This window comes from Pseudomonas sp. LAIL14HWK12:I7, from assembly GCF_000483465.1.
In the GTDB taxonomy this organism is placed as follows: domain Bacteria; phylum Pseudomonadota; class Gammaproteobacteria; order Pseudomonadales; family Pseudomonadaceae; genus Aquipseudomonas; species Aquipseudomonas kermanshahensis.
In genome coordinates, this window is sequence record NZ_AXYZ01000001.1 from 37,894 (window position 1) to 49,167 (window position 11,274).

The 11,274-nt window shown below is 62.7% G+C and carries 12 protein-coding genes; 7 read left to right on the forward strand and 5 right to left on the reverse strand.

Going from position 1 to position 11,274, the window contains the following annotated elements; translation table 11 throughout:
* Window positions 1-4 precede the first annotated feature (4 nt).
* The 3 genes from dsbA to D886_RS0100185 all read right to left on the reverse strand — a co-directional run bounded on the left by dsbA (window position 5) and on the right by D886_RS0100185 (window position 1,792).
* Window positions 5-637, reverse strand: coding sequence for a thiol:disulfide interchange protein DsbA (gene dsbA / locus D886_RS0100175; RefSeq protein WP_027591972.1), 633 nt, complete (start codon window positions 635-637; stop codon window positions 5-7).
* Window positions 638-840: 203 nt separating this feature from the next.
* Window positions 841-1,458 carry a cytochrome c gene (locus D886_RS0100180; protein WP_027591973.1) on the reverse strand — a complete coding sequence of 206 codons (618 nt, stop codon included), beginning with the start codon at window positions 1,456-1,458 and terminating at the stop codon, window positions 841-843.
* Between the two features lie 31 nt (window positions 1,459-1,489).
* Entirely contained in the window at window positions 1,490-1,792 is a 303-nt protein-coding gene (locus D886_RS0100185) for a cytochrome c5 family protein (RefSeq protein WP_027591974.1), read from the reverse strand.
* A 201-nt stretch (window positions 1,793-1,993) separates the two neighbouring features.
* Between D886_RS0100185 and yihA the strand changes: the two genes are divergently transcribed.
* Window positions 1,994-2,626 carry a ribosome biogenesis GTP-binding protein YihA/YsxC gene (yihA, locus tag D886_RS0100190; protein WP_027591975.1) on the forward strand — a complete coding sequence of 211 codons (633 nt, stop codon included), beginning with the start codon at window positions 1,994-1,996 and terminating at the stop codon, window positions 2,624-2,626.
* A gap of 427 nt (window positions 2,627-3,053) precedes the next feature.
* Here yihA and polA read toward each other — a convergent pair whose 3' ends face one another.
* Window positions 3,054-5,807: a DNA polymerase I gene (polA, locus tag D886_RS0100195; protein WP_027591976.1), complete on the reverse strand. Its 2,754-nt coding sequence runs from the start codon at window positions 5,805-5,807 to the stop codon at window positions 3,054-3,056.
* A 74-nt stretch (window positions 5,808-5,881) separates the two neighbouring features.
* On the opposite strand from polA, the gene D886_RS0100200 reads away from it, so the two are divergent.
* Complete coding sequence (locus D886_RS0100200; RefSeq protein ID WP_010951520.1) at window positions 5,882-6,169, forward strand: DUF2782 domain-containing protein; 288 nt, start codon at window positions 5,882-5,884, stop codon at window positions 6,167-6,169.
* A 68-nt stretch (window positions 6,170-6,237) separates the two neighbouring features.
* Window positions 6,238-7,188, forward strand: coding sequence for a homoserine kinase (locus D886_RS0100205; RefSeq protein ID WP_027591977.1), 951 nt, complete (start codon window positions 6,238-6,240; stop codon window positions 7,186-7,188).
* 173 nt (window positions 7,189-7,361) lie between these two features.
* On the opposite strand, the gene D886_RS0100210 is transcribed toward D886_RS0100205, so the two are convergent.
* Window positions 7,362-8,318: a zinc ABC transporter substrate-binding protein gene (locus D886_RS0100210; RefSeq protein WP_050580704.1), complete on the reverse strand. Its 957-nt coding sequence runs from the start codon at window positions 8,316-8,318 to the stop codon at window positions 7,362-7,364.
* A gap of 18 nt (window positions 8,319-8,336) precedes the next feature.
* Between D886_RS0100210 and zur the strand changes: the two genes are divergently transcribed.
* The 4 genes from zur (at window position 8,337) to D886_RS0100230 (ending at window position 11,202) form a co-directional block, all read left to right on the forward strand.
* A complete protein-coding gene (gene zur / locus D886_RS0100215) occupies window positions 8,337-8,822 on the forward strand; it encodes a zinc uptake transcriptional repressor Zur (protein ID WP_027591979.1) in 486 nt (161 codons plus the stop codon).
* Window positions 8,819-9,592: a zinc ABC transporter ATP-binding protein ZnuC gene (gene znuC, locus D886_RS0100220; RefSeq protein ID WP_027591980.1), complete on the forward strand. Its 774-nt coding sequence runs from the start codon at window positions 8,819-8,821 to the stop codon at window positions 9,590-9,592. Before zur ends, znuC begins: the two co-directional genes overlap by 4 nt.
* The gene (znuB, locus tag D886_RS0100225; protein WP_027591981.1) at window positions 9,585-10,367 is read left to right on the forward strand and encodes a zinc ABC transporter permease subunit ZnuB; all 783 of its coding nucleotides are present in this window, start codon (window positions 9,585-9,587) and stop codon (window positions 10,365-10,367) included. Before znuC ends, znuB begins: the two co-directional genes overlap by 8 nt.
* A 127-nt stretch (window positions 10,368-10,494) precedes the next feature.
* Entirely contained in the window at window positions 10,495-11,202 is a 708-nt protein-coding gene (locus D886_RS0100230; protein WP_027591982.1) for a PA5502 family lipoprotein, read from the forward strand.
* Window positions 11,203-11,274 lie beyond the last annotated feature (72 nt).

Genomic DNA, 11,274 nt, shown 5'->3' on the forward strand with positions numbered 1-11,274 from the left:
CCGCTTACTTAGCGGCGCGCTCCTTGGCGATCAGCTGGTCGGCAACATTCAGCACGCCCTCTGGCCCGCCTGCGGTGCCCAGGTCGAAGCGGTACTTGCCGTTGACGACCATGCTCGGTACGCCGGTGATTTCGTACTTCTTCGCCAGTTCCTTGGCCTGGTTGACCTGGCCTTTGATGGCGAAGGAGTTGAAGGTGGCGAGGAATTTGTCCTTGTCCACGCCTTGGGTGGCGAGGAAGTCGGCCATGTCCTGAGGCTCGGTCAGGCGCTTTTTCTGGTTCTGGATGGCGTCGAAGACAGCGGCATGCACCTTGTGCTCGACGCCCATGGCTTCGAGGGTCAGGAACATCTGGCCGTGAGCGTCCCACGCGCCACCAAACATGGCCGGTACGCGCTTGAAGTTAACGTCTTTCGGCAGTTTTTCAGCCCACGGGTTGATTACCGGCTCGAAGTGGTAGCAGTGAGGGCAGCCGTACCAGAACAGCTCGACCACTTCGATCTTGCCAGGCACGGAAACCGGAACAGGGTTGCTCAGCTCGAGATATTCCTTGCCGGCAACAGGCTCGGCGGCCTGTACCGCGGTCATACCGAATACGCTGGCGGCGACCAGCGCAGCGCTGAGAATCAGTTTACGCATGCTTTACTCCTGAGCATTCATGGGTCGCCTCGACGCGACCTGTGTTGAGACAGGCCGGGCCAGGCCCGAGTTCTGTAGTGTAACGGCTGCGGACGTAAAAAAGGGCGGTCCGGCCGCCCTTTCATCTTTGGCTTACAACATTAACCGAATGTTAATACGCCAGCTTCTTCGCGGGTTTGCCCACGAAGAACTCGCCATACACCTCAGTGCAGGCCCTGGATGTAGCTGGCCAACGCTTCGATATCGTGGTTGCTCAGCTTGCCCGCGATGGTACGCATGGTCATGGCATCGCCATCGTTGGTACGCACGCCTTCACGGAACTCGGTCAGTTGCTTGGTCACGTATTGCGAGTGCTGCCCACCCAGGTGCGGGTAGCCGGCCAGGGCGTTACCTGCGCCGTTCGGTGAGTGGCAGCCGGTACAGGCGGGCATGCCTTTTTCCAGGTCGCCGCCATTGAACAAGGCGCGGCCGCGTTCGACGAGCTTGGGGTCGGCCGCCCCGACGCTACCTTTCTGGCTAGCAAAGTACGCCGCGATATCGGCCAGGTCCTGGTCACTGAAGGCAGCCAGCATGCCGGTCATCTCCAGCACGGTGCGCTTGCCGGACTTGATATCGTGCAGTTGTTTTTCGAGGTAACGCTGGCCCTGGCCTGCCAGTTTCGGGAAGTTCGGTGCCAGGCTATTGCCGTCGGGGTTGTGGCAGGCACCACAGACGGCCGTCTTGGCCTGGCCGGCGGCGGCATCGCCTTTGATAGGTTCCGCAGCAATGGCCGCACCTGCGACACCCATGGTCAACAGCAGACTCACGACTAGTTTGTTCATCAGCTAATCCAACACGGCTAAGGGTGAAATGTTATGTATCGGGACTGCCGCTCATCCAAAGGATGACCAAACGGTAGTCCTCGGCACTGCAGTCCATGCACAATCCACGCGGCGGCATAGCCTTGAAACCCTGGGTCACATGCCTCACGAGTACATCCACACCTTGCGCCAGCCTTGGCTCCCATGCTGCCCGGTCACCCTGCTGGGGGGCCTGTGGCAACTGACCGGCGTGACAGGCCGCACACGTGCGGTTGTACAACACCTCGGGATCCTGTGTAGCCTGTGCGCTGAAAAACGGCAGGAACATACCGACAGCAAGCAGCCATTTCGCCATGCGGAACGACCTTCAGGGTTGGGGGCCGCGCTGCGTTCTGATGCGCGAGCTATTGTTCGACACCCCATGCTCGCTCTCCTTCGCTGGGAGAATGAGCACACAAAAACTGGGGCATTATATACTTCCGCCATCCAAACGGAAACGACACCGCTTGCCAGGCTCGAGCCTTCAGAGTCAGGCAACACCCACATCGGATATCCCATGCAAGTCAAGAACCCCATCCTCGGCCTCTGCCAGAAAGCCACATTCGCCCTCAGCGCAGCCAAGGTCGAACAATGCCCGGACGACCAGGGTTACGAGGTGGCTTTCGCCGGCCGTTCCAACGCCGGCAAATCCAGCGCCCTCAATACCCTGACTCATGCCAGCCTGGCGCGTACCTCGAAAACCCCGGGGCGCACCCAGCTGTTGAATTTCTTCAGTCTGGACGATGAACGGCGTTTGGTCGACCTGCCGGGCTATGGTTATGCAAAAGTACCGATTCCACTCAAGCAGCACTGGCAGCGCCACCTGGAAGCCTACCTGGGCAGCCGTGAGTGCCTGCGCGGTGTGATCCTGATGATGGACGTGCGGCATCCGATGACCGACTTCGACAAGATGATGCTCGACTGGGCCAAGGCCAGCCGCATGTCGATGCACATCCTGCTGACCAAGGCCGACAAACTCACCCACGGCGCCGGCAAGAACACCTTGCTCAAGGTGCAGTCGGAGATCCGCAAGGGCTGGGGCGACGCAGTGACCATCCAACTGTTCTCGGCACCGAAGCGCCTGGGGGTGGACGAAGCCTACCGCGTGCTGGCGGACTGGATGGAGCTGGAAGACAAGCCCGTGGCCTGAAAACCTGCATAGACTCCAGTAGGAGCAGCCGTGTGCTGCGAAGAGGCCATGTCAGGCTGTAGATATCTGTTGCCCATATTGGCCCTTTCGCAGCACAAGGCTGCTCCTACAGTGGGGAGCAGCAGCGCCTGTCAGGCAAATCGCAGGCAAAAAAAACCCCGGACTTCGTATGGGGAGGGGGAAGTTCGGGGTCCAAGTCCGGACCGCTAGGGCGGGGTCCAGATATCTGCCAACACTTAACACAACATAGGAGCATCGAAGGGCTTCACCAGCCATTCAGTTACTCTGAGTTCCGCTTCACCGGTTTAGTTCCGAAGCCCTGAAAACTATTTGCGATAGTTTCATGAAACTCCAGCACTAATGGCATCTAGCCATGCCAGGATCCGCTTCACTACGTCGCAGATCCTACACAGCTTTGCCGGCTCAATCAGTGAGCTTCGTCCCAATTCGCGCCAATGCCTGCTTCAACCAGCAACGGCACATCCAGCTGCGCGGCACGGCTCATGTGCAATCGAATTTCATCTTTTACCTGCTCGACCAACTCCTCACGCACCTCCAGCACCAATTCATCGTGCACCTGCAGGATCACGCGGGCATCCAGGCCGCTCTCGGTCAGCCAGTTGTCCACATTGACCATCGCCCGCTTGATGATATCGGCAGCCGTACCCTGCATCGGTGCGTTGATCGCCGTCCGCTCAGCGCCTTTGCGCAGGGCCGGGTTCTTGGCGTTGATGTCTGGCAGGTACAGGCGACGGCCAAAGAGCGTTTCGACGAAGCCTTGCTCGGCGGCCTGAGCGCGGGTGCGCTCCATGTAGGCCAGCACGCCCGGGTAGCGGGCGAAATAGCGGTCGATGTAGTCCTGGGACTGCTTGCGGTCGACGCCGATCTGCTTGGCCAGGCCAAAGGCGCTCATGCCGTAGATCAGGCCGAAGTTGATGGCCTTGGCGCTGCGGCGCTGGTCGGTGGTAACAGCCTCAAGCGGCACGCCGAACACTTCAGCTGCAGTGGCGCGGTGCACGTCGAGGTTGTTGCGGAAGGCATGCAGCAAACCTTCGTCCTTGGCCAGGTGAGCCATGATGCGCAGCTCGATCTGCGAATAGTCCGCCGCCAGCAGCTTGTAGCCAGGGCTGGCCACGAACGCCTGGCGGATACGCCGCCCTTCGGCGGTGCGAATCGGGATGTTCTGCAGGTTCGGGTCGCTCGACGACAGGCGCCCGGTGGCCGCCACCGCCTGCTGGTAAGAGGTGTGAATGCGCCCGGTGCGTGGGTTGATCTGCCCTGGCAGTTTGTCGGTGTAGGTGCTCTTGAGCTTGCTCAGGCTGCGGTACTGCATCAGTACCTCAGGCAGCGGGTAGCCTTGCTCGGCCAGTTCGTCGAGTACCGCCTCGGCGGTAGACGGCTGGCCCTTGGCGGTCTTGCTCAGCACCGGCATGCCCAGCTTGTCGTAGAGGATCGCACCCAACTGCTTGGGCGAGCCCAGGTTGAAGGTCTCGCCAGCCAGTTCGTAGGCGCGGCGCTCCAGTTCGGCCATCTTCACGCCCAGTTCGCCGCTTTGCACGTGCAGTAGCTCGGCATCCACCAGCGCGCCCTGGCGCTCGATCTTGGCCAGCACCGGCACCAGCGGCATCTCGATGTCCATCAGCACCGGCTGCACGCTTGGGGTTTTGGCCAGGCGCGCCTGCAGCGCCTGGTGCAGGCGCAGGGTGATGTCGGCGTCCTCGGCGGCGTACGGGCCAGCCTTGTCCAACGGGATCTGGTTGAAGGTCAGCTGTTTCGCGCCCTTGCCGGCAATCTGCTCGAAGGTGATGGTGGTGTGGTCGAGGTACTTCTGCGCCAGGCTGTCCATGTCGTGGCGGGTGGCCGTGGAGTCCAGCACATAGGACTCGAGCATGGTGTCGTAGGCCACGCCGCGCATGTGGATAGCCGGGGCGCCATTGGCCAGGATGTTGATATCGTACTTGGCGTTTTGCCCGACTTTGGCTTTGGCTGCGTCTTCGAGCAGGGGTTTGAGCGCCAGCAGCACAGCCTCGCGGTCCAGCTGAACCGGCGCGCCTTCGTAGTCATGGGTCAGCGGCACATAGGCGGCTTCGAACGGCTCGACCGCGAACGACAGGCCGACCAGTTGCGCCTGCTGCGCGTCCAGGCCGGTGGTTTCGGTGTCGAACGCAAACAGCGAGGCCTGGCGCAGTTTGTCCAGCCAGGCGTCGAAACGGGCCTGGTCGAGGACCGTCTCGTACTTCGGTTCGGCCTTGGCCGCCGGCGCCGCTTCTTCAGGCACGGCCACGGTTGCCCCGGCCCTGGCAGCTTCACGCTGAACGTCGGCGACCCAGCTCTTGAACTCCATCTCGGTGTACAACGCCAGCAGCGCATCGCGGTCTGGCTCGCCGCAGACCAGCGCCTCGACTTCGATATCCAGCGGCACATCGATCTTGATGGTGGCCAGCTCATAGGACAGGAACGCCGCCTCACGGTGTTCCTCAAGCTTGGCCGGCAAGGTCTTGGCGCCACGGATGCTCAGGCCCGGGACCTTGTCGAGGTTGTCGTAGACATCACGCAGGCCGCCACCGATACCGGTCAGCAGGCCGGCAGCGGTCTTCTCGCCCACACCCGGCACGCCCGGAATGTTGTCGACCTTGTCGCCCATCAGGGCCAGGAAATCGATGATGTGCTCGGGGCCGACGCCGAACTTTTCGTGCACGCCGGCAACATCCATCACGCTACCGGTCATGGTGTTGACCAAGGTGACGTGGCCGTCCACCAACTGCGCCATGTCCTTGTCGCCCGTCGAAATGATCACCGGCCGGCCTTGCGCCGCGCTGCTGCGCGCCAGGGTGCCGATGACATCGTCGGCCTCCACGCCTTCGACGCACAGCAAGGGGTAGCCCAAGGCCTTGACGCTGGCATGCAGGGGTTCGATCTGCACCCGCAGGTCATCGGGCATGCTCGGGCGGTTGGCCTTGTACTCGGCGAACATGGCATCGCGGAAGGTACCGCCCTTGGCGTCGAACACCACTGCAAACAGGCTGTCAGGGTATTGCTTGCGCAGGCTCTTGAGCATGTTCAGCACACCCTTGACCGCGCCGGTAGGCATGCCTTTGGAGGTGGTCAGCGGCGGCAATGCGTGGAAAGCGCGGTAGAGGTAGGAGGAACCGTCCACCAGGACGAGGGGCGCTTGGCTCATGAGCAGAATCAACCTTTTCGGCGGGTCCGGAGCTAGAATAGCCGGATCAATGACGACAAAGGGACAAGGTTATCATGCGTACACTCAATCGCCTGTTACTGCTCGGTCTGTTGGCAACCATGCCAGTCGTCACCCTGGCGGCGGACGACGCCCCCTCGGCCGATCCCGAGGTGACCATTCGCACGGAAGGCGATAAAACCATCCAGGAATACCGTCAGAACGGCTTCCTGTATGCGATCAAGATCACGCCAAAAAACGGCAAGCCTTATTTCCTGGTACGCGCCGACGGCACTGATGCCAATTTCATTCGTTCCGACCAGCCGGACATGCTGATTCCGTCCTGGAAGATCTTCGAGTGGTAAGCTGACGCGTATCGTTCACATTAACCTGGCACTTCCCGGCGGAAGTGCCCGTATGGGCATTTTTCATCATGTCAGTTTTCACCCCCGTGACCCGGCCTGAGCTGGAAACCTTTCTGGCGCCGTACCAGCTGGGCCGTCTGCTCGACTTCCAGGGCATCGCCGCCGGTACCGAAAACAGCAACTTCTTCGTCAGCCTGGAACAGGGTGAGTTCGTCCTGACGCTGATCGAGCGCGGCCCGAGCGAAGACATGCCGTTCTTCATCGAGCTGCTCGACGTGCTGCATGACGCCGACATGCCCGTGCCGTACGCCCTGCGTGACCGTGATGGCAATGGCCTGCGCGAACTGTGTGGCAAGCCTGCGTTGCTGCAGCCGCGGCTGTCGGGCAAACACATCAAGGTGCCCAACAACCAGCACTGCGCCCAGGTTGGCGAGTTGCTCGCGCACATCCACCTGGCTACCCGCAACCACGTCATCGAGCGCAAGACCGACCGTGGCCTGGACTGGATGCTGGCGTCTGGCGCCGAGCTGATGCCGCGCCTGAGTGCCGAACAGATTGCGCTGTTGCAGCCAGCGCTGGACGAAATCAATGCACACAAGGCGCAGATCCTGGCCTTGCCACGGGCCAACCTGCACGCCGACCTGTTCCGCGACAACGTGATGTTCGAAGGCACCCACCTGACCGGTGTGATCGACTTCTACAACGCCTGCTCGGGGCCGATGCTATATGACATCGCCATCACCGTGAACGACTGGTGTATCGATGAGCACGGGGCCCTCGATGTGCCACGCGCCCAGGCGCTGCTGGCGGCCTACGCGGCGCTGCGCCCGTTCACCGCCGCCGAGGCCGAGCTGTGGCCCGAGATGTTGCGGGTCGGGTGTGTGCGTTTCTGGCTGTCGCGCCTGATTGCGGCGGAATCGTTTGCCGGGATGGATGTGATGATCCATGACCCGAGCGAGTTCGAGGTGCGCCTGGCGCAGCGCCAGCAGGTGGCATTACACCTGCCGTTCGCCCTCTGAACCCACCAAGAGCGAGGATGAACCTGTAGGAGCAGCCTTGTGCTGCGAAGAGGCCGGTAATAACAGCAAAGATTTTCTGTGTTTTTACCGGCCTCTTCGCAGCACAAGGCTGCTCCTACCAGGATCGCGCATGGCCGCAGGCAGGGCGCAACCCCACCAAAAAGCCGCGCGCCTTAGAGCTGCTCCAGGCACCCCGCCAGGTCGCTACCCAGCTTCTCCAGCAGGCGCTCATAGCCCTTGGCATCCACCGGGTCCGTGCCACCCAAGGCATCCAGCTCGGCCAACCGCACCGGCAACCCCGCCGTCAGCGTCTCCGCCAACCGCGGCCGCAGCGGCGGCTCGCTGAACACGCAGGTCTTGCCCACTTCCTGCAGGCGCTTGCGCATGGCGGCCACATGCTGCGCGCCCGGCTGCACCTCGGAAGCCACACTGAATACCCCGGTGTGCTTCAGACCATAATTGGCCTCGAAGTAATCGAACGCCTCGTGAAACACGAAATACGGCTTGTCGGCGATACCCGCCACCCGCGCCTTGATACGCCCATCCAGGGCATCCAGACGCTCGACGAAGGCCTTCAGGTTGGCCTGGTAACGCGGGGCATTGGCCGGGTCGACCTCGGCCAGGTCCGCCGCCATCTTCGCTGCGATCACCCGGGCATTGACCGACGACAGCCACAGGTGCGCGTCGAGGCTGCCTGGGCGGTGATCGTGGTCATGGTCGTCGTGGTCGTCTTCATCATGCGAGTGGCTGTCTTCGCCAAAATGGCGCAACTGCATGCCAGTCAGCGACTGAACCGCAACGGTGGCCTTGTCCCGCCCTTTCAGCACGCGCGGCAGAAAGTTCTCCATGTCCGGCCCGATCCAGTACAGCAGGTCGGCATCCGCGACGCGCCGTACGTCGGAGGGGCGCAGGGCGTAATGGTGCGGCGAAGCGCCAGGCGGCAACAGCACATCCGGGCTGCCAACCCCGTCCTGAACGGCGGCGGCAATCTGCTGCAGCGGTTTGATACTGGTCAGCACACGCACGTCGGCCTGGGCTGAAAATGCGATGAAAGCGACAAAAAGGGCTAGGAATCGGGACACGGTGAATACTCGGCTCGACAGAAACAGGTAACATAATAACGTCTCCATCCAGAACCGTCGCTGCCCATGTCCATCACGCCGCTGGCCAACCGCCCCCACGATCACTCCCATTGCGTACACAGCGCACTGGCCGAAGCCGATGCCTTGTGCACCCGCCAGGGGTTGCGTCTGACCGCACTGCGCCGCCGTGTGCTGGAGCTGGTCTGGCAAAGCCACAAGCCGCTGGGGGCCTACGACATTCTCGCCGTGCTCAGCGAGCAGGACGGCCGCCGCGCCGCACCGCCGACCGTGTACCGCGCCCTGGATTTTCTCCTCGACAACGGCCTGGTGCACCGCATCGCCTCGCTCAACGCCTTCATCGGCTGCAGCCACCCAGAGCATGTGCACCAGGGCCAGTTCCTGATCTGCCGTGCCTGCCATGTAGCCATCGAGCTGGAGCAGGACAGCATCAGCGACGCCATCATCAGCAGCGCCAAGGGCGTCGGCTTCAGCGTCGAAACCCAGACCGTGGAAGTGGTCGGCCTGTGCAGCAACTGCCGGAGCGCGGCATGAGCGACGCACTGATCCGCCTGGAACAGGTCGGTGTCACCTTCGCCGGCGAGGCGGTGCTCGACAGCATCGACCTGTCAGTGGCACCGGGCCAGATCGTGACCCTGATCGGCCCCAACGGGGCAGGCAAGACCACCTTGGTACGCGCCGTGCTGGGGCTGCTCAAGCCGCACCGGGGCAAAGTCTGGCGCAAGCCGAAGCTGCGCATTGGCTACATGCCGCAAAAAATCCAGGTGGATGCCACGCTCCCGCTGTCGGTGCTGCGCTTTTTGCGCCTGGTACCCGGCGTAGACCGCGCAGCTGCCTTGTCGGCGCTGCAGGAAGTGGGGGCCGAGCAGGTCATCGACAACCCGATCCAGACCATTTCCGGCGGCGAGATGCAGCGCGTGCTGCTGGCCCGGGCGCTGCTGCGCGAGCCACAACTGCTGGTGCTCGATGAGCCGGTGCAAGGGGTCGACGTGGTCGGCCAGACCGAGCTGTACAACCTCATCACCCGCCTACGCGACCGCCACGGTTGCGGCGTGCTGATGGTTTCGCACGACCTGCACCTGGTGATGAGCGCCACCGACCAGGTGGTCTGCCTCAACCGGCATGTGTGCTGCTCCGGCCACCCCGAGCAGGTCAGCAACGACCCGGCCTTCGTCGAGCTGTTCGGCCAGAACGCGCCAAGCCTGGCGATCTATCACCACCATCACGACCACAGCCACGACCTGCACGGCTCGGTGGTCGCCCCTGGCACCCATGTTCACGGAGAGCACTGCAAGCATGGCTGATTTTCTTCTTTATGCCCTGCTTGCCGGTCTGTCCCTGGCGTTGGTGGCCGGCCCTCTGGGGTCGTTCGTGGTGTGGCGGCGCATGGCCTATTTCGGCGATACCCTGTCCCACGCCGCGCTGCTCGGGGTAGCCCTGGGTTTTGCCCTGGACGTCAGCCCAGCACTGGCGGTAACCGTGGGCTGCCTGCTGCTGGCGTTGCTGCTGGTGACTTTGCAGCAACGCCAACCGCTGGCCTCCGACACCCTGCTTGGCATCCTCGCCCCCAGCACGCTGTCCCTGGGCCTGGTGGTCCTGAGCTTCATGCACGATGTGCGCATCGACCTGATGGCCTACCTGTTCGGTGACCTGCTGGCCATCAGCACCACTGACCTTGCCTGGATCCTCGGTGGCAGCGTGCTGGTATTGCTGCTGCTCGCCGCACTGTGGCGGCCGTTGCTGGCCGTGACCGTGCATGAAGAATTGGCCATGGTCGAGGGCCTGCCAGTGGCGGGCCTGCGCCTGGCCTTGATGCTGTTGATTGCCGTGGTGATCGCCGTGGCGATGAAGATCGTCGGTGTGCTGTTGATTACCTCCCTGCTGATCATCCCCGCCGCCGCCGCGCAACGCCACGCCCGCTCGCCCGAGCAGATGGCCTTGGGCGCCAGCCTGCTGGGGGTGACGGCGGTGTGTGGCGGCTTGGCCATGTCCTGGTTCAAGGACACCCCGGCCGGCCCTTCCATCGTGGTCTGCGCGGCAGTGCTATTCTTGCTGAGCCTGGCCCTGCCAAAACGCTGAAAACCGGGGTGCGCAACAGCGCACCCTGCAACCTTTTCGCGGGTAAAAGGTCTGTAAGACTTGTTTTCGAGCGTGCGCACCTGGGTGTAGACTTGCTCGCTTTTTGCGCAAATAGAGAGTCGCAGGAATGAAGCCGTTCGCCTCCCGTTATCTGCTTGTTGCCGCGTTTTCCCTGTTCCTGGCTGCCTGTTCCAGTGCCCCGGTCGAACAGGCCGATGCACCTGCCCAAGCCGATGCCTGGCAGCAGTTGCAACAGAACATCGCCAGCAATGAGCTAGCTACCGCCGAAGACCAGTTGGCTGCCTTGCAGGCCCAGTCACCCGTTGACCCGCGCCTGGAGCAGTACCAGCGGCAGCTGGCCGAAGCGTACCTGCAGCGTAGCCAGATCGTCCTGCAGAAGGGCGACGTCAACGCTGCAGCCACCGCCTTGGCACGTGCCCGCGCGCTGATGCCCCAGGCCCCGGCGGTCACCGGTGGCGATGCCGTCAGCCAGGCCCGTAAGGCCGAGCTGGAAAAGGCCGAGGCTGCGCTGAAGGCGGCCGAGGCCAAGCCCCAGGCGCGCGTGATCGACCCGACTGCACCGAGCACCGTGATTGCGCTGAAGACCACGGACATTGCCGCCATGCGCCGCCAGCTCGATGAGATTGCTGCCGATGTGGTGAGTTATCAGTGCGACGTGGTGTTCCAGGTGCCGCGCACCGAGGATGCGCCTTGGTTGAAGACACTGCTGGAAAAGCGGGTGCACAAGATTGACAGCGGGTTCAAGCTAAACCAGAAGCACGAAATTCAGCGCAAGCTGCCAGCCCAGGTGGTACTGATCCCGCATCAGCGCTGAACAGCTTCGCGGGGCAAGCCCGCTCCCACAAATGCCACCACTGCCCTCAGGAACTGTGGTGCACTTGTAGGA